Origin of the sequence: Frankia sp. CcI49, from assembly GCF_001983215.1 — a bacterium.
GTDB lineage: Bacteria > Actinomycetota > Actinomycetes > Frankiales > Frankiaceae > Parafrankia > Parafrankia irregularis.
Map to the genome: position 1 here is coordinate 122,514 of NZ_MOWP01000036.1, position 23,664 is coordinate 146,177.

Sequence of the window (23,664 nt, forward strand, 5' to 3'; positions counted from 1 at the left end):
ACCTCATTTTCGGGGACGCCGAGTGCCACGCCGTGACTTGTACAGTTGCTGGCACTCAGCTAGGGAGAGTGCCAACGTGTGGCGCGGCGGGGGCCTTCGGTCCGGGGCTCCTTCGTCTTTTCTCGTCAGGCACCCGCCAGCGCCTGGCACTCCTCCGTGCAGGCTTCGCCCCAGGAGGATTCACCACGCATGTCGAAGATGATCGCGTTTGACGAGGCGGCGCGGCGCGGCCTGGAGCGCGGGATGAACCAGCTGGCCGACGCGGTGAAGGTCACGCTCGGCCCCAAGGGGCGCAACGTCGTCCTGGACAACAAGTTCGGTGTTCCCACCGTCACGAACGACGGTGTGAGTATCGCGCGGGAGATCGAGCTCGAGAACCCGTACGAGAAGATCGGCGCGGAGCTCGTCAAGGAAGTCGCGAAGAAGACCAACGACGTCGCGGGTGACGGCACCACCACCGCGACGATCCTGGCGCAGGCGCTGGTGCGCGAGGGCCTGCGCAACGTCGCGGCCGGCGCGAACCCGCTCGCGCTGAAGAAGGGCATCGAGGCCGCCGCCGAGTGCGTGGCCCAGGAGCTCGGGCGGATGGCGAAGGACGTCGAGACCAAGGAGCAGATCGCCTCCACCGCCTCCATCTCCGCCGGTGACCCGGCCATCGGCGCCATGATCGCCGAGGCGATGGACAAGGTCGGCAAGGAAGGCGTCATCACCGTCGAGGAGAGCAACACCTTCGGCCTGGAGCTCGAGCTCACCGAGGGCATGCGCTTCGACAAGGGCTACATCTCGCCGTACTTCGTCACGGACACCGACCGCATGGAGACCGTCTACGACGACCCGTACATCCTGCTCACCAGCGCCCGGATCGCGGCGGTCAAGGAGCTGCTGCCGATCCTGGAGAAGGTCTCACAGGCCGGCCGGCCGCTGGTCATCATCGCCGACGACGTCGAGGGCGAGGCGCTGGCGACCCTGGTCGTGAACAAGATCCGCGGCACCTTCAAGAGCGTCGCGGTGAAGGCGCCGGGCTTCGCCGAGCGCCGCAAGGCCCAGGTGGCGGACATCGCGATCCTCACCGGCGGTCAGGTCGTCACCGAGGACCTCGGGCTGAAGCTGGAGAGCGCCACGCTGGACGTGCTGGGCCGGGCCCGCCGGGTCGTCGTCACCGCCGACGAGACCACCATCGTGGACGGAGCCGGCGACCCGGACCAGATCGCGGGGCGGGTCAACCAGATCCGCAGCGAGATCGAGCTGGCCGACCGCGACTTCGACCGGGAGAAGCTGCAGGAGCGGCTGGCGAAGCTCGCCGGCGGTGTCGCGGTCATCAAGGTCGGCGCGGCCACCGAGGTCGAGCTCAAGGAGAAGAAGCACCGCATCGAGGACGCCGTCTCGAACGCGAAGGCCGCGGTCGAGGAGGGCATCGTCGCCGGCGGTGGCGTCGCTCTCCTGCAGGCGTCCACCAGCGCCTTCGAGAAGCTCGAGCTCACCGGCGACGAGGCGACCGGGGCGGGCATCGTCCGGCTCGGGCTGGAGGCGCCGATCAAGCAGATCGCGTTCAACAGCGGCTTCGAGGGCGGCGTCGTGGTCGAGAAGGTGCGCAACCTCCCGACCGGCCACGGCCTGAACGCGGCCACCGGCGACTACGTCGACATGGTCGCCGCCGGCATCATCGACCCGGTCAAGGTCACCCGCTCGGCGCTGCAGAACGCCGCGTCGATCACGGGCCTTTTCCTCACCGTCGAGGTCGTCGTGGCGATCACCCCGGAGGACGCCGCCGCCGACGCGGCCGCCGTCGACGCGGCCGCCATGGGCCAGATGGGCGGGATGGGCTTCTGAGCCCACGGCTGCCGGCAGCCGACGTCACCTGCTGAGGGGAACCACCGAGCCGTGCGGGCCCGGTGGTTCCCCTCAGTCGTTACCGCGTCGGTCACGGGTGGGTCGGTCGCGGGTGGGTCAGTCGCGGGTGAGATGGAAGAAGAAGTCGGTGGGGCGGCCCTTGGTGTCCGTGACGCCGAGCACCACGTTCTCGGAGATCTTCCGGAAGACATCGATCATCGGCTGGTCGTCGTAGATCATCGCCGCGGAGACCTTGCCGCGGAAGCTCAGTTCCCGCAGGCGGGCCAGGCCCAGCCCGGCGAACGAGTAGAGGGTGCCGTCGCTGCGGCGGCATAACAGCGGGTCGGCGTGCTCCGCGTCAGTGAAATGTCGGCCGTACCACTTCATCCGGGTAAGCAGTACGCCCAGCTCGCGATCCGCGGTGAGCAGGCCGCCGCGCCAGCGGCCATACATGAACGTCGCTGGTACCGGATCGAGTTCGTCGAACAACGCCAGCAGCGGTTCCGCCGACTCGTTCGCGCCTGTCCTGATGAGCTCCAGGATGGCTGCCGCACTGCTCGTCAGTTTCATCTCATTCTCCCGGCACGGTGGCTGTGACTGTCGACGTCTCCCGGCCGCGCGAATTCGTGGGATCAGTGCGTGCTGCCGTCTCCCGCGTTGGCCTCATGGCCTGTATCGTGCCGGATACCAAATATATTGGATGTCTGCCCAGGGGTGTTGACGATGACCACCATGGCCGATCAGCCTGCTGTCTTAGTGACGCATCATCCGGCCACCGGTGCGGATGCCGCGTCCTATCCGGTCTCGGCGCCCGCCGACGTGCGCGCCGCGGTGGAGGCCGCCCGCGGCGCGGGCGAATGGTGGCGTTCCATCGGCTGGAAGCGCCGCCGCGCACACCTGGCGGCGCTGCGCCTGGCGATGGTCCGTGAGGTCGACACCCTGGCCGGGATCATCCGCGCCGAGACCGGCAAGCCGTTCGACGACGCGGTGCTCGAGATCATGCTGGCCGTCGAGCACCTGGACTGGGCCGCCCGCAACGCCCGTGCGGTGCTGCGTCCGCGCAAGGTGCGCACGGGGCTGCTGGCCGCCAACCAGAAGGCCATCCTCGAATACGCGCCGTTCGGGGTCGTCGGGGTCATCGGTCCCTGGAACTACCCGCTCTACACGCCGATGGGCTCGATCTCCTACGCCTTGGCGGCGGGTAACGCGGTGGTCTTCAAGCCCAGCGAGTACACCCCGGGTGTCGGGCGCTGGCTCGCCGACACGTGGGCGAAGCTGCTGCCCGCGCAGCCGGTGCTGCAGGTCGTCACCGGGTTCGGCGAGACGGGCGCCGCGCTGTGCGAGGCCGGCGTCGACAAGATCGCCTTCACCGGCTCGACGGCCACCGGCAAGCGGGTCATGGCCGCCTGCGCGCGCACCCTCACCCCGGTGGTGATCGAGGCGGGTGGCAAGGACGCGCTGATCGTCGCGGCCGACGCCGACCTCGACGCCGCGGCGAAGGCGGCGATCTTCGGCGGGATGGGCAACTCCGGCCAGACCTGCGCCGGAGTCGAGCGGGTCTTCGTCGTCGAAACCGTGTACGACGACTTCGTCTCCCGGGTCACCACCCTCGCGGCCCGGCTGCGCCCCGGCGACGGCGAGGGCGACCACTACGGGCCGATCACGATGCCCGCCCAGGTCGACATCATCCGGTCCCACATCTCCGACGCGCTGGGGCGCGGGGGGCGGGCCCTGGTCGGCGGGCTGGACGCGGTGAACGCGCCGTTCGTGGCGCCGGTGGTGCTTGTCGACGTGCCGTCCGACAGCCTCGCCGCGCGGGAGGAGACGTTCGGGCCGACCCTGGTCATCGACAAGGTCGCGGACCTCGACGAGGCCGTCCGCCGGGCGAACGACTCCCGCTTCGGGCTCGCCGCCTCGGTGTTCACCCGCAACCGACGCAGTGGGCTCGATGTGGCGCGCCGGCTGCGCACCGGGGCCGCCTCCGTCAACAGCGTGCTCGGGTTCGCCTCGATCCCGGCGCTGCCCTTCGGTGGTGTCGGCGACTCCGGGTTCGGCCGCATCCACGGTGCCGACGGCCTGCGGGAGTTCAGCCGGCCGAAGGCGATCACAAGCGTTCGCTTCGCCAGCCCCGTGGATCTGATGACACTGGAGCGCTCACCGAAGGCGGTGCCGAGCGCGCTGCGGATGTTCCGGCTGCGGCACGGGCGCCGGTGAACGGGCAGCGGGCCCGCTTCTGCGAGCGGGCACGGTTTCGGGCCCGGGCCCGGGCCCGGGCACGTGGCCGAGCGCCCGTGCGGTTACGGCCGTCACCACATGCCGAGTTTGGCGAGGTGGTTGATGAGGCGGTCGGCGCCGTCGGTGAAGTGGCGGACGGTGATGGCGCGGGCTTCTTCGGTGTTCTTGTTTTCGAGTGCGGTGAGCAGGGCGTCGTGGCGTTGGAGCATGTCGGCGCGCCAGGCCTGGTCGGTGGAGTAGAAGCGGGCGGGTGTGTAGCGGTTGGCGGTGTGGAGGAACCAGGAGAGTTTGCGGGCGTGGGCGAGCCGGTTGATGACCCGGTGGAACTCGAACTCGAGTTGTTCGATCTGGTCGACGTTCTCGGTTTCCACGGCGTTGCGGAGTGCTTGTTGGATGTCGTGGAGCTGGGTGAGGTGTGGGGGGTCGATGGTGGTGGCCGCGCGGGCGGCGAGTTCGCCGGCGATGTGGCCCTGGAGGTTGAACAGGTCGCGGACGTCCTGTTGGGACAGGGGGGTGACGACGTAGCCGCGGCGGGGTTCGAGTTCGACCATGTCCTCGCTGCGCAGGCGGACGAGGGCTTCGCGGACGGGGGTGACGCTGACGCCGAGTTCGCGGGCGACGTCGTCGAGGCGGATGTACTGGCCGGGCCAGATCTCGCCGGACATGATGAGGTCGCGCAGGTGCGCGGCGACCTCGTCGGCGAGTTGGGGTGCTCGCGGCAGCGGAGTGCCGCGGCGGGTGCGTGGTGTTCCGGCTGGCCTGGTCATGTGCCGCCCTTCCTGGTCGCCCGCCGCGGGATGTGTGAGCGGCCGGTCGCAGCGCTGCCTATCAAACATATGAGATATGAGACGGGTTGTGGTGGAACTGGGTGCCCACCTGCCGCGCGGCGCGATCACCGCTGCCCCCACGAGGGCCGAGCTCGGCCGCGGGTGCTGGCCAAGCCACTCGGGAGAACCAGGATCTCTGCGTCGACCAAGCCGTCTGAGTCGGCCGGGCCGGCGGGATCGGTCGGGCCGACCCGCTCGGCCGCGCACACGTCGCGAACCGAGAGGGGGCCGGGTGTCGGCAGACCGGTGAGGGCTGATTCGGGTGACCTTTTCAGGTGGATGCGACGAGCCTTTTCTGTCCTGCGCTGCCAGGTAGGGGATGTCGCGATCCTGAGGCGACGGTGGAAAGGGCTCGGTGTTCACTGATTGCCATGGAAGGTGATGGAATGCGTTAGGTGGTGTTCGCCTTCGTTGAAAATGGGCCCAAACCTCTGGCGTGTGCCGTGGTGGCGTACTAGATTCGCCTGGGATCCCAGAACCAGCTCTGACCGGCCATCCCAATGGAAATCGACCGTCGTACCGCGGTACCGCGGTACGAAAGGCCGCCTGCTGACCGGTCTCGGAAGCGCTCATCCTCACCTGGCCAGTGTGTTCTTCTGTCTGGTCGGGCGGGAACGCGCTGTTCGGATTCGATTCATCGACCATGCCCGCCGCCGTCATTGGTAAGTTCTGTCGCGCGCGGAGAACCCGTCCAGAAACAAGCCTTGCGCAATGCCCGGAACGTCGAATAACGTACTGGCAGTCGCCGCTCGTCGAACGAGTGGCCCTCCCCATTTGTTGGCGTGCTGCGTCGCTGTGATGCAGCAGGATTCCCTCGTGCTGTCGCTCTCGGGAAGCAGGTAAAAAATGAGCAATCTCCATCGGCGAGGTGTCCTGACCTTAGGCGCCGCGCTCGGTCTGGTCGGCGTCGCGGACGTGCTTCCGGCCTGGAGCGCCGTCGGCGGCGCGACCAGTTCCGGCACTCCTGCCAACTGGGTCTGGGACCCCGAGATCGACCAGATCATGGCCAACGTGTTCGACAACGGCCAGGTGGCCGCGGTCAACACGGCCATCCGTCCGTGGGTGGACAACAACGACCCACTGCCGACCGGTCTGCCGGCGCCCCTCGCCACCTGGCTGCAGAACCACAACAAGCTGCCGGCGTGGGCCGACATGACCAAGCTGAAGCGGGCCGCCGACTTCAACCGGCGCAAGGACACCTACCTGTTCATGCTGTACGGGCTCGGCAGCGGCATCATGAGCACGGTCATCCCGCGCGAGGCCAAGTCGGTGTACTGGTCCAAGGGCGGCGCCGACATGAAGGACCGCGCGGCGAAGACCTTCACCTTCGGCTACGACCTGAGCCAGCTGGCCGCGTTCGAACCGAGCGGCCAGTTCATCGTCACCGCGAACAAGACGCGGCTGGTGCACGCCACCGTCCGTCACATCCTGCCGACGCTGCCGAACTGGCTGGCGGTGGCGGACGAGCCCAACAAGATCCCGATCAGCAACGCGGACATCCTCGTCACCTTCCACAGCCTGGGTACCTTCGTGCACTCCAAGCTGAAGGAGTGGAAGGTCCCGATGTCGGCCGCCGACGAGGAGGCCTTCCTCCACTCGTGGCAGGTCGCGATCTCGCTGCTCGGTGTGCGGGACGAGTTCATCCCGGCGACGTGGAACGACGCGCACGCCCAGGCTGCGCAGGTGCTCACGCCGATCCTCACGCACACCTTCGAGGGCCAGGAGCTCGCCGAGGTTCTGCTCGGTCTCGTCTCCGAGGTCGACCTGGGCCTCACCCGGGGCTTCCTCAACGAGTTCACCCGCTACGTGCTCGGCGACCAGATCGCCAACTGGCTCAGCCTGCCCCGCGACTACATCTCGGCCGGCATCATCAAGATCGGCTGGCCGTCGTACATCGCCTTCCGTGAGGGGCTGCTGCCGCTCATGCCGGCCAACTTCTACCTGTTCGACCAGCTCATCCGCGCCATCGCCATGGCGTTCCTCAACGGGGGCACCTCGACCCAGACCACTCCGATCGAGATCCCCGACATGAACCGCCCGACCTCCTGACCTCAGGCACCGATTCACGGCAGATGCCCCGCGGCCCAGTGCCGCGGGGCATCTGCCCGTGGCGAGGGCATTCTGATCCGGCGCGGCCTGACCCATCCCGCCGCGGCCCGGCGGATGAGGGTCCTGCGAGTGCGCCGGCACCTGCGACACGCGGCACAGGAGCGGCCTCACCGGCGCCACGGCCATCGGGGCCAGCGTCGGCAGCGGGAACGTGCTCGCCGCCGACTCGAGCTGACGCGGCGACATCCAGCCTGACTCGCACTATGGTCGAGGATCATGCGGAACGCGTATTGCTCCCACTGCGGTACGAAATACCAGGCCGACGCGGGCTGGCCACGGCTGTGCGCCGACTGCGGTGAGACCACCTGGCGCAACCCGTCTCCGGTGGGGGTGGCGCTGGTGCCCGTCGTCGAGCCGGACGGCGGGCACGGCCTGGTGGTGATCCGCCGCGACATCGACCCGGGTCGTGGCGAGCTGGCGCTGCCCGGCGGCTTCATGGACGTCGGCGAGAGTTGGCAGGAGGCCGTCGTCCGGGAGCTCCGTGAGGAGACGGGAATCCTCTCGGACGCCGCCGAGGTCAGCCTGTTCGACCTGCACAGCAGCACCGACGGCTCGGTGCTGCTGGTCTTCGGCCTCCTGCCCGAGCGGCCCTGGGCCGACCTGCCGCCGGTGACGGCGACGGACGAGACGACGGAATGGCTGGTCGTCACCCAGCCGCAGCCGCTGGTGTTCCCGACCCACACCGACGCGCTGGCGTCCTACTTCGCCCGCCTCGCCCGCCAGGTGCCAGCCTCAACAAGCTGACCGGCTGACCGGCTGACCGGCTGCCTGGCTGCCTGGCGGCACCGCGAACCCGCGGGTCCCCGCGGACCGGGGACCCGCGGGCCGGATCAGCTGTCCGCGGCGGGCCCGCGGCCCTGCGCGGCCTCGCGCTCGTAGTTGCGCCACCGGCCGAGGATGTCGCTCTGCGCGAGCTCCTCCAGCCGGCCGGCCTCCGCCGGGTTGGCCCGGCTGAGCCGGGTGAACCGGGACTCGGCCGCCGCGAACTCGCTGAACGGGATCGACGGCGCCCGGGAGTCCAGCGAGAACGGCTGCTCCTCCTCGCGCGGGTCGAACCGGTACAGCGGCCAGTACCCGGACCGCACCGCCCGCTTCTGGTGCTCCATCCCGGCGGTCATGTTGATGCCGTGGGCGATGCAGTGGCTGTAGGCGATGATCAGCGACGGCCCGTTCCAGCTCGCCGCCTCGTTGAACGCCTTCACGGTGTGCGCGTCGTTGGCGCCGAGGGCCACCTGCGCGACGTACACGTCGCCGTAGGCCGCCGCGACCAGGCCGAGGTCCTTCTTGCGGGTCCGCTTGCCGCCGACCGCGAACTTCGCGACCGCCGCCCGCGGCGTCGACTTCGACGCCTGCCCGCCGGTGTTCGAATACCCCTCGGTGTCGAGGACGAGCACGTTGACGTCACGCCCGGAGGCGAGCACGTGGTCGAGGCCGCCGAAGCCGATGTCGTACGCCCACCCGTCGCCGCCGACGATCCACACGCTCTTCTCGACCAGGTCGTCGAGCAGGGCGTCCAGCCGCCCGGCGTGCTCCATGCCCGCCAGCCGGCGCCGCAGCTCGGCCACCCGGGCGCGCTGGTCGGCGATGCCGGCCTCGGTCGACTGATCGGCGTCCAGGATCGCCCCGATGAGCTGGTCGCCGACCAGGGCGCCCTCGGCACGCAGCAGCCGGCGGGCCTCCCGGGCCCGGGCGTCGAGCGCGAGCCGCATCCCAAGCCCGAACTCCGCGTTGTCCTCGAACAGCGAGTTGGCCCACGCCGGCCCGCGCCCCTCGGCATTCGTCGTCCATGGTGTCGTCGGCAGGTTGCCGCCGTAGATCGACGAGCAGCCGGTGGCGTTCGCGACCACGATGCGGTCACCGAACAGCTGGGTGAGCAGCTTCAGGTAGGGCGACTCGCCGCAGCCGGCGCAGGCCCCGGAGAACTCGAACAGCGGCTCCCGCAGCTGCGACCCGCGCACGGTCGTCGCCGACGCCAGCGCCGGCTCCACCGCGGGCAATGTCTCGTGGAACGCCCAGCTGGCCCGCTCCTCGACGAAGCGTGACGCCGCGTCGACCATGTCGAGGGCGCGGTGGTCCGGCATCTCGCGGCTCTTCGCCGGGCACGCCTCGACGCAGACCCCGCAGCCGGTGCAGTCGTCCGGCGCGACCTGGATGGTGAGGCGGTAGTCGCCCAGTCGCGGGTCCTTCGGCCGGGTGTGGCGGAACGTCGCCGGCGCGTCGGCGAGCCTGGCCGGGTCGAACAGCGTCATCCGGATGGCCGCGTGCGGGCAGACGATCGCGCACTTGCCGCAGCTGACGCACAGCTCGGCGTCCCACACCGGCAGCTCCCGGGCGATGCCGCGCTTCTCGTACCGGGCCGTCCCCACCGGGAAGGTGCCGTCGGCGGGCAGCGCGCTGACCGGCAGCTGGTCACCCTCACCGGCCATGATCCGCGCGGTGACCGTCCGGACGAACTCGGGCACGTTCCCGGTCAGCCGCGGGCGCGGCTGACCGCTGACCACGCGGCCGCGCAGATCCACCTCGTGCAGCGCGCCCAGCGCGCCGTCGATGGCCGCCATGTTGCGCCGCAGGACGTCCTCACCCCGCTTGTACTGCGCGGCGCGCACGCCCTCCTTGACCGCCGCGACCGCAGCCTCGGCCTCGAACAGCCCGGACAGCCGCAGGTAGCAGGTCTGCAGCACCGGGCTGACGATGCCGGGAATGCCCGCTGCCGCCGCCACCTGGTCGGCGTCGACGACGAACAGCCGCGCCTCCTTCTCCAGCAGATGGCGCTGCGCCTCGGCGGGCAGCCGGTCCCACACCCGGTCCGGCGGGTACGCGGTGTTGAGCAGCACCGTGGCACCGCGCCCGGCCACTGCCAGGACGTCGACCCGCTCCAGCAACGACGACTGATGGCAGGCCACGTACTGGGCGTCGCGGATCAGCCAGGGCGCGTCCACAGGCCGCGGCGCCAGCCGCAGGTGCGACACCGTCATCGAACCGGACTTCTTCGAGTCGAAGACGAAGTACGCCTGCGCGTGCAGCGGAGTGTGCTCACCGACGATGCCGGCCGTGGTCCGGGTCGCACCGACGGTGCCGTCGCTGCCCAGCCCGTAGAAGACGGCCCGCAGGACGTCGTCGGCCTCCGCCGGGAAACCGGCCTCGTCCACCGGCAGCGAAAGGTGGGTGACGTCGTCGTCGATGCCGACCGTCGCCTCGCGCCGCGGGTTCTCCCGGGTCAGCTCGTCGAACACGGCCGCCGCCATCGCGGGCGTGAACTCCTTGGAGGCGAGCCCGTAGCGGGCGCCGATGACCCGCGGCATCCGCTCCGGCCGTTCCGCGAGGGCCGCGATGACGTCGAGGCGCAGCGGCTCGCCGGCGGCCCCCGGCTCCTTCGTCCGGTCGAGGACGGCGATCGTGCGCACCGTCGTCGGCAGGCAGGCGAGGAACGCCCCGGTGTCGAACGGCCGGTACAGCCGGACCTGGACGAACCCGACCCGCTCACCGCGGTCGACCAGCCGGCTGACCGCGTCCCGCACCGCCGACCGGCCCGAACCCATGATCACCACGACCCGCTCGGCCTGCGGGTGCCCGTGGTACTCGAACAGCCGGTAGGCCCGTCCCGTCGCCGCGGCCAGCTGGTCCATCGCCTGCTGGACAGCGCCCGGGACCGCGGCGTAGTACGCGTTCGCCGCCTCCCGGGACTGGAAGAACGTGTCCGGGTCCTGGGTGGTGCCGCGGATCACCGGGCGGTCCGGGGACAGCGCCCGGCGCCGGTGTGCCTCGACGTGCCCGTCGGCCAGCAGCCCGGCCAGTGTCGGGTCGTCGATCAGCGTGACCTCGTTCAGCTCGTGCGAGGTACGGAAGCCGTCGAAGAAGTGCAGAAACGGAACACGGGTCTGCATGGTCGCGGCATGTGCGACCGCGGCGAGGTCGTGCGCCTCCTGCGGGGAGGCCGACGACAGCATGGCGAAGCCGGTCGACCGGGCCGCCATCACGTCGCTGTGATCGCCGAAGATCGACAGTGCCTGTGTGGCCAGCGTCCGGGCGGCGACATGCAGAACCATCGGCGTCAGCTCGCCGGCGATCTTGAACATGTTCGGCAGCATCAGCAGGAGCCCCTGCGACGCGGTGAAGGTGGTGGACAGCGCACCCGCCTGCAGCGCACCGTGCACGGCGCCGGCGGCACCACCCTCACTCTGCAGCTGCACCACCTCGGGCACCCCGCCCCACAGGTTCGGGCGTCCCGCCGCGGCCCACACGTCGGCGAGCTCGCCCATCCCCGAGGCCGGAGTGATCGGGTAGATGGCGATGACCTCGCTCGCCCGGTAGGCAACGGACGTGGCCGCCTCGTTGCCGTCGATCGTCTTCTGCCCCATGGAGCCAGAGTGCATGGACCAGGGCCGCGTCAGCCGAGGACATCGGCCCCCATTCCCGGGACTGATCTCCCAGGGCCCGCCCGACGGACCGCGCTCCGCGCCGGGGCGGAGATCACGGCTCGTCACCTGCCGGATGGCCTCGCGTCCTGCTCAGGCCCGCGCACCGTCTGCTCGGGCCGGCTCGGTGTACCGCCGGGTCCGCCGGAATCCGCCAGCGCATCTGCACAGGAATATGCGAAAGCATCGTATGGTGACCCGGACAAGGGGATCTGGCCGGCGAGGAGAAGATGGACCGGGAGAACTCCGAATTTCTGGTCGGGTAGGTGGTCCATATCGGTCGGGCGGCGAGGTATGCGGACCCCTATAAGGTCCCGGTAGGGGCACCGGGCCCGCCGGCCGGCCCGGTGGGTGTCGGATTGGCCAGGTGGGCGGGGGGTTTCCGGGCAGGATGGTCCGGATGTCGATCTCGGCCCTCTGATTAGGGGTCGTCAGTCGCCGCAGGGGTACGTCGGTTTAGGGGTTCCGAGCGGTCAACGACGATTCCTATCGTCTGCCGGGTGACGACACGCGTGCCCGGCCGGGGCGGGATATCGGGATCGGAGAATCCCTTGGCAGGGCCCCGTCGCCCACCCGCCGACGGCTCCGCTGTCGCTGCCGCCGTCCCTGATCGTCCCGGTGTCGATGGCGCGGATGTCGGCGGCGGCGCGGGGGCGACGCCCGGTTCGGGCGTGCCGGCGGACCGGGCGCTCCCGAGGAACCCATGGATTCATCGCGGCCGCGTCACGGGTGCGCGGATACGGCTGTACTGCTTTCCCTTCGCGGGTGGCAGCGCCGCGTCCTACCTCGGCTGGCAGGCGGAGCTCGGTGCGCAGGTGCAGGTCTGCGCGGTGGAACCGCCCGGCCGTCGGCAGCGCCGCCGGGAGCCGGCGATCCGCCGGATGGACGCCATGGTGGACGCGGTCGTCGCCGGCCTGCGGCCCGGCCTGGACGAGCCGTTCGCCTTCTTCGGCCACAGCCTGGGGGCGCTCGTCGCCTACGAGGTCGCCCGTCGGCTGCGAGCCGACGGCGGGCCCGAACCGGCCCTGCTCTTCCTCAGCGCCGCCGCCGCGCCGCACCTGCCCCGTCGGCGCAGGGAGATCGCGGCCCTGCCCGACACCGAGTTCATCGACGAGCTGCGGGGCCACGGCGGTACGCCGGAGCTCCTGCTGGCCGACCGCGAGACAATGCGCCTCTTTCTGCCGGCGCTGCGGGCCGATTTCGAGCTTTTCGAGACGTATCGACATCGCCCGGGAGATCCTCCGGGATGCCCCGTCCATATCTACGGCGGTCGGACGGACACCAGCGTTAATACCACGCAGCTGCGGGCGTGGCGGGCTCTGCTGCCCACGACCGTCGAGGTCCGTACCTTTCCCGGTGACCATTTTTACCTGAATGCTGACCGGCCGGCACTGCTCGCCGCGGTGGCCGAGCGCCTGGCCGGCAGGTGGGAGTGACGGTGGTGTCCAGTTCGTCCAGGGGAATACCCGGTTCGTCCATGGGAAGGTTCGGCTCGCCCAGGAGAAACGGGACCCGCGATGGTGCGCTGTCGCCGGACGGCATCGCCGTGATCGGCGTGGCCTGCCGGCTTCCTGGCGCGGCGACGCCGGACGCCTTCTGGCGACTGCTGCGCGACGGTGTCAGCGGCGTCGGTGAGATGCCGGCCTGGCGTTGGGCCGGAACCAGTCCTGACGATCGCGCTGGGGCTGGGGCTGGGGTCGGGGCCGGCTCCGACGGGCAGTTCCTGCCGCCCGCGGGCAGCCCGCTGCGTCACGGGGCGTTCCTGACCGATGTCGACCGCTTCGACGCGTCCTTCTTCGGGATCTCCCCGCGCGAGGCCGCGGTGCTGGATCCGCAACAGCGGCTCGCCCTGGAGCTGGCGTGGGAGGCCATCGAGGACGCCGCCATCGTGCCCGCCACGCTGCGCGGAAGCGCGACCTGCGTGCTCGCCGGAGCGGTCGGCGCCGACTTCGCCTGGACACTGGCCGCCCACGGACCGGAGGGGATCACCCCACACACCTTCACCGGCGTGCAGCCGGCCGTCATCGCCAACCGGGTCTCCTACCTGCTGGGCCTGCGCGGGCCGAGCCTCACCGTGGACGCGGCGCAGGCATCGTCCCTGGTGGCCGTGCACATGGCTGCCGAGAACCTGCGCCGTGGCGAGTCCACCTGTGCGCTCGTCCTCGGGGTGCATCTCAACCTCGCGCGGGAGCGTGCGCTGGCCACCGCCGCGTTCGGCGGCCTGTCRCCGACCGGTCGCTGCCGGGTCTTCGACGCCGGCGCCGACGGCTTCGTGCGCGGCGAGGGCGGGGTGGCCATCCTGCTCAAGCCCCTGGCCCAGGCGATGGCCGACGGCGATCCGATCCGCGGCGTGATCCTGGGCAGTGCCGTCAACAACGACGGTGGCGGGCCGTCGCTGGCGCACCCGAGCGCCGCGGCGCAGGCGGAGCTGCTGCGCGGGGCCTACCGGCAGGCGGCGGTGGACCCGGCGGACGTCCAGTACGTCGAGTTGCACGGGACGGGCACACCGGCGGGCGACCCGGTGGAGGCCGCCGCGCTCGGCGCCGCGTTCGGATCGTCGCCGCGTAGCGGCCGACCGCTGCTCGTCGGTTCGGCCAAGACCAACGTCGGCCACCTGGAGGGCGCGGCCGGTCTCGTCGGCCTGCTGAAGGTGATCCTGAGTATCGAAGCGCGGCAGCTGCCGCCGAGCCTGAACCACCACAGCCCCCACCCGCGGATCCCGCTCGACGAGCTGAACCTGCGGGTGCACACCGAGCTCGGACGGTGGCCCCGCCCCCAGGAACCGCTGCTGGCCGGGGTGAGCTCGTTCGGGGTGGGTGGCACGAACTGCCACGTCGTGGTGGGCGAGGCGCCCATGGCCCCGTCCGGTCGGTGTGGCGGGCTCGAGGACGACTCCGAGATCATCGAGCTGGGGAGCGCCCGCGACGCCCGCGACGCGCTCGACGCGGCCGCGGCCGGCGCGGAACTCGCGGAGGGCGCCGCGGACCGTCCGATGCCCTGGGTGCTGTCGGCCCGGGATGAGGCGGCGCTGGCGGCGCAGGCCACCCGGCTGCGGGAGCACCTCGCGGGCCAGCCGGACTGGTCCATGCGGGATGTCGGTCATTCCCTGGCCACCACTCGGTCGTTGTTCGAGTACCGGGCGGTCCTGCTCGGTGGCGGCCGGGCCCAGCTGCTGGGCGAGCTCGACGCGCTGGCACGACACGACCCTGGGCCCGCGACCGTCGTCGGGCGGGCGACCGCCGTCCGGCAGCCGGGCGAGGCCCGGTCGTCGGACGGCGTCGCGTGGGCGGGCGGGGACGCCGGTGCGGAGCCGTCCGGGACGTCCGGCGGGACCGTGTTCGTCTTTCCCGGGCAGGGCTCGCAGTGGGCCGGGATGCTCGCCGGCCTGCTGGACACGTCCGAGGTCTTCCGCCGTCAGCTGGTGGCGTGCGGCGACGCGCTCGAACCGCATCTCGACTGGCGGCCCGCGCGGGTCCTCCGCGGCCGGGACGAGCTCCCCGACCTGGAGCGGGTCGATGTCGTCCAGCCGCTGCTGTTCGCCGTGATGGTTTCCCTGGCCCAGGTGTGGCGGTCCTACGGGGTGCGCCCCGCCGCTGTCGTCGGGCACTCCCAGGGCGAGATCGCCGCGGCCTGTGTCGCCGGCGTGCTCTCCCTGCGGCAGGCCGCGCGGATCGTGGCGGTGCGTGCCCGTGCCCTGCGTGCGCTGACCGGCCGGGGCGGGATGGTCGCGGTAGCCTTGGGCTCCGAGGCCGTCGAGACCTGGCTGGCCGAAGCGCGGTCCGGCGGCCTGGCCGGAGAGTTCGACGGCCTGCACGTCGCCGCCGCGAACGGTGCCGCGTCAAGCGTGGTCGCGGGGGAGCCCGTGGCGCTCACCCGGCTCGTCGCGGCCTGCGAGGCCGACGGCATCCGCGCGCAGCGGCTGCCGGTGACCTACGCCTCGCACTCTCCGCAGGTGGAGCAGCTGCGGGACCGCCTCCTCGCCGATCTCGGCGATCTCGGCGCGGCCCGTCCCACCGGGCGTGCGGGGCGCGTCGCGTTCTACTCGTCGGTGAGCGGCGGCCGGCTCGACGCCGCCGGCATCACGACCGCCTACTGGTACCGCAACCTGCGCGAGCCCGTTCGCTTCGAGGCCGCCACCCGGGCGTTGCTCGCCGCGGGGCATCGCGTGTTCATCGAGGTCAGCCCGCATCCGGTGCTGGCCGCCAGCGTGCGGGACACCGCCGACGACGAGGCGGAGCGCTCCGAGATCGGTCCGGTGACGGTCATCGGGTCGCTCCGCCGGGACGACGGTGGCCCCCGGCGGATGCTGACCTCGGTGGCCGAGGCGCTGGTCGCGGGGGTGGATGTCGATCTGCGAGGCTGCTTCGGCCCGGGCACCGCGCGGCGGGTCGCCCTGCCGACCTATCCGTTCCAGCGCACGCGTCACTGGCCCGGCGTGGCCGTCCCCGCCTCGGCGAATGTGCCGGGGGCAGCGGACCTCACGGATTCGGAGGGCGTCCAGGATCTTTCCGCCGGCCCGGTCCTGCCGGATGCCGCGGACGCACCGGAAGTCTCCGGGTCGCCGGCTGTCCCGGCTGTCCCGGCTGTTTCGGCTGTCCTGGGTGTCCCGGCTGTTCCAGGTGCGCGGGGTGCCGGGCCGGGGACGGGAGCCGAGGCGCTTCGCGACCGGCTGGACGGCCTCACGCCCTCGGCGGCGGACGCGGCCCTCCTCGACCTGGTGCGGGAGCAGACAGCGCGGGTCCTCGGGCACGCCGACCCGTCCACCGTCGACCCGGACCGCCCGTTCGACGACCTGGGCCTCGACTCGCTGACGGCTGTCCGCCTGCGTGATCGGCTGGCCGCGGCCACCGGCCTGCGGCTGCCGAGCGGACTGCTGTTCAACCAGCCCACGGCGCGCCGGCTCGCCCGCCACCTGAGGTTGACGCTGCGTCCTGAGCTGACGTCGCGTCGGGCACCGGGCGCGGCGGGCGGCGGGGCCCGCCGACCTGGGATCACGTACCGGGACGAGACGGCGGGTCGCGACGAGGGCCGGCGCCGGGACGAGAACGAGACGCTGTCGCGGGATCCGATCGCCATCGTGTCGATGGGTTGCCGCTACCCCGGGGGTGTCCGCTCGCCCGAGGACCTGTGGCGCCTGGTCGTCGACCGCGTGGACGCCACCGGAGAGGTCCCGCGGGTCCGCGGCTGGGACCGGCTCGACTGGTATCACCCCGGGCCCGAGCCGCGGCCGGGCAGATCCTACACCCGGCGCGGCGGGTTCCTCGCCGACGCGGACATGTTCGACCCCGAGTTCTTCGGCATCAGTCCACGGGAGGCGCTGGCGCTCGACCCGCAGCAGCGGGTGCTGCTGGAGGTCGCCTGGGAGACCCTGGAACGCGCGGCGATCGTTCCCGCCAGTCTGCGTGGCTCGGCGACCGGGGTGTTCGTCGGTGCCATGGCGGCCGACTACGGCCCACGTCTGCATGAGGCCCGCGGGGACGTCGCCGGCTATGTCCTGACCGGGACGACGGGCAGTGTCGTGTCCGGCCGGCTGGCCTACGTGCTGGGCCTCGAGGGGCCGGCGGTGACCGTGGACACCGCCTGCTCGTCGTCGCTGGTCGCGATGCACCAGGCCTGCGCGGCGCTGCGGGCCGGCGAGTGCGATCTGGCGCTGGCCGGCGGGGTGGCCGTCCTGGCCACCCCGGGCCTGCTCATCGAGTTCAGCCGGCACCGTGGGCTGTCGCCCGCCGGCCGCGTCCGGCCGTTCGCGGCCGCCGCCGACGGCACGGCCTGGGCGGAAGGCGCGGGCCTGCTGCTGCTGGAGCGGCTGAGCGATGCCCGCCGCAACGGTCGCACGGTGCTGGCCGTCCTGCGGGGCAGCGCGATGAACCAGGACGGCGCGAGCAACGGGCTGACCGCCCCGAACGGCCCGTCGCAGGAGCGGGTGATCCGTCGTGCCCTGGGCGACGCCGGGCTCGCCCCGGCGGATGTCGACGCGGTGGAGGCGCACGGCACGGGGACCACGCTCGGGGACCCGATCGAGGCCGACGCGATCATCGCGACCTACGGTGCGCGAGACGGTGGACGTCCGCTGTGGCTGGGGTCGCTCAAGTCGAACCTCGGCCACCCGCAGGCCGCGGCGGGTGTCGGCGGGGTCATCAAGATGGTGCAGGCGCTGCGCCATGAGCTGCTGCCGGCAACGCTGGGCGTGGRCGAGCCGACCCCGCATGTCGACTGGTCCGCCGGCACGGTCCGGCTGCTGACGGAACCGGTCGCCTGGCCAGTGCGGGCCGGTCGCCCCCGGCGCGCCGGTGTGTCGTCGTTCGGCATCAGCGGCACGAACGCGCATGTCATCGTGGAGCAGGGCGATCCGCTCCCGGACGTGGCCGAGCAGCCAGCCGGCGCCGGAGCGGCCGGCGCCGGAGCGGCCGGCGCCGGAGCGGCCGGCGCCGGGGCTGTCGGTCCGTCCGCCGTGACCACGGCGATGCCGTTCGTGCTCTCCGCGGCCCGTCCGGATGATCTGGCCGGCCAGGCCGCCCGCCTCGTCGACCAGCTGCGCCGGGAGGAGCAGACGCCGCTGGCGGCGCTCGCTCAGGCGCTGGTCACGACCCGCACGGCGCACCCCAGCAGGGCCGCGGTCGTCGCCCGCACCCGGGAGGAGCTCCTCACCGGGCTGGCGGGGCTCCTGCCCGCGGACGTGGCGGACGCGTCGGGCGGGGCGTCTGGCGATCGATCGAGTGATCGATCGAGTGATCGATCGAGTGATCGATCGAGTGATGGCTCGAGCGATGCGGTCACCGCGATCTCCGGCCGGTTGCCGCGGGTCGTGCGAGGCCAGGCGCTGGCGGGCCGGATCGCGTTCGTCTTCCCCGGGCAGGGTGCACAGTGGGAGGGCATGGCCGCGGGGCTGCTCGACTCCTCGGCGGTCTTCCGCGACCGGATGCGGGCCTGTGACGACGCGCTGCGGCCGCATGTGGGCTGGAACCTGCTCGACGTGATCACCGGTTCGGCGGACGCGCCACCGCTGGACCGGGCCGAGGTGCTGCAGCCCGCGCTGTTCGCGGTGATGACGTCGCTCGCAGCCCTGTGGCGGGCGCACGGGGTCGAGCCGGACGCGGTGGTGGGGCACTCCCAGGGCGAGATCGCCGCCGCGGCCGTCGCCGACGTGCTGAGCCTCGCCGACGCCGCGCGCGTCGTCGCGCTGCGGGCCCGGGTGCTGGGCCGGCTGCGCGGCCGGGGCGGCATGGTCGCTCTGCAGGTCGGGGCGGCACGAACCACCGAACTGCTCGCGGACTGGCCGGACCGGCTGTCGATCGCCGCGGTCAACGGCCCGGACAGCACCGTCGTCTCCGGTGCCGACGAGGCGCTCGGCGCGCTGCTCGCCGCCTGCGAGCGGGCGAAGGTGCACGCGCGCCGGGTGCCGGTCGACTACCCTTCGCACAGCCCGTACGTGGCGGAGGTCCGCGCCGAGCTGCTCGCCGCGCTGGAAGGCCTCACGCCGTCCACCGGTTCGGTTCCCTTCTACTCCACGCTGACCGGGGCGCGTGCGGACGGCCGCGGGCTCGACGCCGAGTACTGGTACCGCAACCTGCGCGAACCGGTGCGGTACGAGCAGGCCTGCCGCGCGCTGCTCGACGCCGGGCACCGGGTGCTCATCGAGATCAGCCCGCACCCGGTCCTGACTGTCAGCAGCATGCAGACGTCCGAGGCGCACGGGGTCACCGCGGCGGCCGTCGGAACCCTGCGCCGGGGCGAGGGCGACCTCGACCGGTTCATGGTCTCCCTCGCCGAGGCCCACACCCACGGTGTCAGGCCCGACTGGTCGGCGGTGCTGCCCCGGCCGTCCGGGCGCGCGACGCCGCTGCCGACCTACGCGTTCGCCCGGACGTCCTACTGGCTGCCGCCGGTCGCTCCCGCCGCGGTGGCCGTGGCCGACAGCGGGCTCGACGCGGCCGGGCATGGGCTGCTCACCGCGGTGGTGCGCCTCCCCGACGGTCAGCGGATCCTGACCGGCCGCCTCTCGCCGGCCGCCCAGCCCTGGCTCGGGGAGCACCAGGTGCACGGCACGGTGGTGCTGCCCGCGGCCGCGGTCCTCGACCTCGCCCTGCACGCGGGGCGAGCCGCCGGCACACCGTGGCTGGACGAACTGACGCTGACCGCACCCCTGACCCTGCCAGCGCCGGCGCCCGGTGGATCCGGCGTCGCCGTCCAGCTGCATCTGGCGGCGGCGGACGAGTCCGGGCGGCGCGGCTTCGCCTTCTACTCCCACCCGGGCGGCGCTTCCCACCCGGGCGGCGCTGATGCTGCCGCGGCCGGCGGGCTCGGCGCCACCGGGAGCGCCCCGGCGAACGGCGCGGGTGACGAGCCGGACGGCGAGGGCGGGTGGGTGTGCCACGCCACCGGCTGGCTGGCCCGCGAACCCGCCGACGCGCTGTCGGCAGACGTCGCGGGGGACTGGCCGCCGGCCGGGGCGGTGCCGGTCGACATCGCCGACGGGTACGAACTGCTGGCTGACCGCGGCCACGGCTACGGCCCGTCCTTTCGGGGGCTCACCGCGCTGTGGGCGGACGGCGACGAGCTGTACGCCGAGGTGGAGCTGTCCCCGGGGGATGAGCGGGGCACACCTGAACCACCGGGAGCGGGTTTCGCGCTGCACCCGGCGCTGCTGGACGCCGCCCTGCACCCGTTGCTGCTCGCGGCGTTCGGCGCCACACCCGGCCCCGGCGACGCGCCGGCGGGTCCTGGTCCCGCGGATCCCGGCCCTGCTTCCGCGGTGCCGTCGGCCGCGCCGACGACGGTGGCTGACGGCCCGCTGCTCCCGTTCTCCTGGCGAGGCGTGAGCCTGCACGCCGTCGGCGCGACCAGACTGCGGGTGCGGCTGACTCGAACCGGCCCCCATCGAGCCGAGCTGCGGCTGCAGGATGCCGACGGCCGGCTGGTGCTGCAGGTCGGCGAACTCAGCCTGCGCCCCGCACCCACCCAGCCCGGATCCGCGGGCCCGGGCTCCTACCGGCTCGGCTGGGTCCGCGGCCGGGAGCGGCCCGGCTCGCCGGCCGCGGCCACGGGCTGGGCTCTGGTCGGCGACCTGCCGCCGTCCATCGTCGAGCGGGCGGGCAGCATCGTGCGTGGCGCCGGGCACGCGGGCGCGGGCGACGGCGGCGCCGTCCCCCACTATCGAGACCTGACCGAGCTGCGCGCGGCTGTGGCGGCCGGCGCCGGTGCGCCGAGCGTGGTGTTCCACCCCGCGCCGGTCGCGGAGCCGGACCGCCTACCGGATCCGGCGGCGCCGGTGGAAGCGGTCCACCGTGCCACCGGCGCCGCCGTCGATCTGCTCCAGCAGTGGTTGCTGGACGAGACCTTCGCGGACAACCGGCTGGTTCTGGTCACCCGCGGCGCAGTCCAGGCCGGTGACGCCGACCGGCCCGCCAGCCTGGCCGGCGCGGCGGTGTGGGGGCTCGTCCGGTCAGCGCAGACGGAGAACCCGCGCCGGCTCGCTCTGCTCGACCTGGACGTCGGTGACGGGCCTGCGCCCGCGGAGGCGTTGACCGCAGCTGGTGGCGGCGCCGAACCACAGCTGGCCGTCCGGGCCGGCGAGATGGTCGTCCCCCGCCTGGCCGGGCCGACCGGCAACGGTTCCGTCGGCAATGGTTCCGCCGGCAACGGTTCCGCCGGCGGCGGGCCGGCGGGTGGCGGGCCTGCTGACGGCCGGTCTGCGGGGGGCGGGCTCGTGCTGCCGCCCGGGGACGGCTGGCGGGTGGATCTGACCAGCCGGGGAAGCCTGGACAACCTGGCCGTGGTCGCCGGCGACGCGGACCGTCGGCCGCTCGCGGCCGGGGAGGTGCGCATCGCGGTGCGCGCCGCCGGTGTCAACTTCCACGACCTGGTCCTCGCGCTGGCCATGGTGGACGACCCGGGCGGAATCGGGCTGGAAGGCGCCGGTGTCGTGACGGAGGTCGGCCCCGGCGTGCCGGGAATCCGCCCGGGTGACCGCGTGATGGGCCTCTTCCCGGACGCGTTCGGGCCGGTGGCGGTGGCGGATCACCGGCTGCTGACGGCGGTGCCGGACTCGTGGACCTTCACCGAGGCGGCCACCGTGCCGGCCGCCTTCCTCACCGCCTACTACGGGCTGCGGGAACTCGCCGGGCTGCGCGCCGGGCAGCGGGTGCTCATCCACGCCGCCACCGGCGGGGTCGGCCTGGCGGCGATGCAGCTGGCACGCCTGGCCGGCGCCGAGGTCTTCGCCACGGCGAGCCGGGCGAAGTGGGATGTCCTGCACGCGGCGGGCCTCGACGAACGGCATGTGGCGGACTCCCGCGGTACCGACTTCGACCAGCAGGTGCTCGCGGCGACCGACGGGCAGGGCGTCGACGTCGTACTGAACTCGCTGGCCCGGCAGCGGGTCGACGCGGGCCTGCGCCTGCTGCCGCGCGGTGGCTGGTTCGTGGAGCTCGGCAAGACCGACCTGCGGGATCCCGCCCAGGTCGCGCGGGAGTACCCCGGTGTCTCCTACCAGGCCTTCGACGTCACCACCGACCCGGGCCCGGACCATACGGCGCGCATGCTCGCCGCGCTGGCGGCCTCGTTCGCGGACGGATCGTCGCGGCCGCTGGCGCTGACCGCCTATCCGATGTCGCGTGCCGGCGAGGCCTTCCGAACGCTCTCCCTGGCCCGGCATGTCGGCAAGCTCGTCCTCGTCCCGCCCCGCCGGCTGGACCCCGACGGCACCGTGCTGATCACGGGTGGCACCGGGCGGCTGGGCGGCCTGGTCGCGCGTCGCCTCGTCACCGGGCACGGCGCGCGGCACCTGCTGCTGGCGAGCCGCCGCGGCGTGACGGGTGACGACGGCGTGACGGGTGACGACGGCGCGGCGGGTGCTGACGGCGTGGCGGGTGCCGACGGTGCGGCCGGGACGGGTGGTCTGGTCGACGAGCTGCGCGGGTTGGGCGCCCAGGTGACGGTGGTCGCCGCGGACGTCTCCGACCGGGCCGGCGTGGCCGCTGTCCTGTCGGCGATCCCGCCCGAGCGGCCACTCACGGCCGTGGTGCACGCCGCGGGCGTGCTGTCGGACGCACCTGTGTCGGCACTCACCGCGGAGCAGCTCGAAGCGGTGCTGCGCCCGAAGATCGACGCCGCCTGGCACCTGCACGAACTCACCCGCGACCGTGACCCGGCGGCCTTCGTGCTCTTCTCCTCGATCGCCGGCCTGCTCGGCAACGCCGGCCAGGGCAACTACGCCGCGGCCAACGCCGCGCTCGACGCGCTGGCCGGGAACCGGCGACACGCGGGCCTGCCGGCTGTCTCCCTCGCCTGGGGGCTGTGGGAGGCGTCCAGCGGCATGACCGGGCAGCTGCGCCAGGCCGACCTGGACCGGATGGCGCGCACCGGCCTGGTTCCCCTGCCGACGGACCAGGCACTGCGCCTGTTCGACGAGGCCCTGAGCACCGACCGCGCCGTCGTCGTCCCGGCACGGCTGGACCAGGCGGCCCTGCGCCGCACCACCGCCGCGGCCCTGCCCGCGGTGCTGCGCGACCTCGCCCGCGCGACGGAGCCGCCGCGCGTCCTGGCAGACCAGGCCGCGGCTGGTGGTGCCGACGCCCGCGGTGGGCCCGATGGGCCCGGCAGCCTGGGCAACTCCCGGGACTCGATCCGCGGGCGGCTGGCCGGCCTGCCCGAACCACTGCGCCGGCGGCAGCTGCTTGACCTGGTGCGTACCCACGGAGCCGCGATTCTCAGCCTGCCTGGTCCCGGTGCGATCGGGTCCGACCGCACCTTCCGGGAGCTCGGCGTGGACTCGCTCACGGCGGTGGAGCTGCGAAACCGGATGTCGGAAGCCATCGGGCTGCCGCTGCCGGCGACGCTCGTCTTCGACCATCCGACGCCGGCCGCGCTGGCGGACCGCCTGCTCGCGGACCTGTTCCCCCCGTCGGACCGGTCCCCGCGACCCGCCGACCCGGCCCCTGACCAGGCCGACCAGGCGGACCCGGCCGACCAGGCGGACCCGGCCGACCAGGCGGATCAGGCCGACCGAGCAGACCCGTCAGACCCGTCAGACCCGGATATCAGCGACGTCGACCCCACGGCCCTGGACGTGGAGGACGTCGAGCGGCGCCTGGCACTCGCCTCCGCCGAGGAGCTGTTCTCCATCATCGACCAGGAACTGCGTGTGCCCGGAGGGTGACGCCCACACCCGCGGCCTGTCGCCGCCCCCCACGTTCCCCGTCCAGACGTCCGGATCGTCGGACGTCGCACGCCCTCGAGACCTTCGAATC

9 protein-coding genes are annotated in these 23,664 nt (G+C 72.8%); 6 read left to right on the forward strand and 3 right to left on the reverse strand.

What is annotated here, in order from left to right; translation table 11 throughout:
* Nucleotides 1-189: 189 nt before the first annotated feature.
* On the forward strand, nt 190-1,830 hold the full coding sequence (groL, locus tag CcI49_RS31815) for a chaperonin GroEL (RefSeq protein WP_054571223.1): 1,641 nt from the start codon (nt 190-192) through the stop codon (nt 1,828-1,830).
* Between the two features lie 117 nt (nt 1,831-1,947).
* Here groL and CcI49_RS31820 read toward each other — a convergent pair whose 3' ends face one another.
* Nucleotides 1,948-2,400: a DUF4334 domain-containing protein gene (locus CcI49_RS31820; RefSeq protein WP_054571224.1), complete on the reverse strand. Its 453-nt coding sequence runs from the start codon at nt 2,398-2,400 to the stop codon at nt 1,948-1,950.
* 153 nt (nt 2,401-2,553) lie between these two features.
* On the opposite strand from CcI49_RS31820, the gene CcI49_RS31825 reads away from it, so the two are divergent.
* A complete protein-coding gene (locus CcI49_RS31825) occupies nt 2,554-4,044 on the forward strand; it encodes an aldehyde dehydrogenase family protein (RefSeq protein WP_054571254.1) in 1,491 nt (496 codons plus the stop codon).
* A 92-nt stretch (nt 4,045-4,136) separates the two neighbouring features.
* Here the strand turns inward: CcI49_RS31825 and CcI49_RS31830 are convergent, their stop codons facing one another.
* Nucleotides 4,137-4,832, reverse strand: a complete 696-nt coding sequence (locus CcI49_RS31830) for a GntR family transcriptional regulator (protein ID WP_054571225.1) — start codon at nt 4,830-4,832, stop codon at nt 4,137-4,139.
* 906 nt (nt 4,833-5,738) lie between these two features.
* Here CcI49_RS31830 and CcI49_RS31835 point away from each other — a divergent pair.
* On the forward strand, nt 5,739-6,941 hold the full coding sequence (locus CcI49_RS31835; protein ID WP_054571226.1) for an oxygenase MpaB family protein: 1,203 nt from the start codon (nt 5,739-5,741) through the stop codon (nt 6,939-6,941).
* A gap of 276 nt (nt 6,942-7,217) precedes the next feature.
* Nucleotides 7,218-7,745 (forward strand): NUDIX domain-containing protein, encoded by a 528-nt coding sequence (locus CcI49_RS31840; protein ID WP_054571227.1) that lies wholly within the window; start codon nt 7,218-7,220, stop codon nt 7,743-7,745.
* 86 nt (nt 7,746-7,831) lie between these two features.
* Here CcI49_RS31840 and nifJ read toward each other — a convergent pair whose 3' ends face one another.
* On the reverse strand, nt 7,832-11,359 hold the full coding sequence (nifJ, locus tag CcI49_RS31845; protein ID WP_054571228.1) for a pyruvate:ferredoxin (flavodoxin) oxidoreductase: 3,528 nt from the start codon (nt 11,357-11,359) through the stop codon (nt 7,832-7,834).
* A 608-nt stretch (nt 11,360-11,967) separates the two neighbouring features.
* On the opposite strand from nifJ, the gene CcI49_RS31850 reads away from it, so the two are divergent.
* Nucleotides 11,968-12,852 carry an alpha/beta fold hydrolase gene (locus CcI49_RS31850; protein WP_158230847.1) on the forward strand — a complete coding sequence of 295 codons (885 nt, stop codon included), beginning with the start codon at nt 11,968-11,970 and terminating at the stop codon, nt 12,850-12,852.
* Nucleotides 12,853-12,893: 41 nt separating this feature from the next.
* Complete coding sequence (locus tag CcI49_RS42810; RefSeq protein ID WP_076832855.1) at nt 12,894-23,573, forward strand: type I polyketide synthase; 10,680 nt, start codon at nt 12,894-12,896, stop codon at nt 23,571-23,573.
* Nucleotides 23,574-23,664 lie beyond the last annotated feature (91 nt).

What these genes read in the sequence shown, in the direction of transcription:
- groL (WP_054571223.1), top strand. Translation starts at nt 190, where the DNA reads ATGTCGAAGATGATCGCGTTTGACGAGGCGGCGCGGCGCGGCCTGGAG.
- CcI49_RS31820 (WP_054571224.1), bottom strand. Translation starts at nt 2,400, where the DNA reads ATGAAACTGACGAGCAGTGCGGCAGCCATCCTGGAGCTCATCAGGACA.
- CcI49_RS31825 (WP_054571254.1), top strand. Translation starts at nt 2,554, where the DNA reads ATGACCACCATGGCCGATCAGCCTGCTGTCTTAGTGACGCATCATCCG.
- CcI49_RS31830 (WP_054571225.1), bottom strand. Translation starts at nt 4,832, where the DNA reads ATGACCAGGCCAGCCGGAACACCACGCACCCGCCGCGGCACTCCGCTG.
- CcI49_RS31835 (WP_054571226.1), top strand. Translation starts at nt 5,739, where the DNA reads ATGAGCAATCTCCATCGGCGAGGTGTCCTGACCTTAGGCGCCGCGCTC.
- CcI49_RS31840 (WP_054571227.1), top strand. Translation starts at nt 7,218, where the DNA reads ATGCGGAACGCGTATTGCTCCCACTGCGGTACGAAATACCAGGCCGAC.
- nifJ (WP_054571228.1), bottom strand. Translation starts at nt 11,359, where the DNA reads ATGGGGCAGAAGACGATCGACGGCAACGAGGCGGCCACGTCCGTTGCC.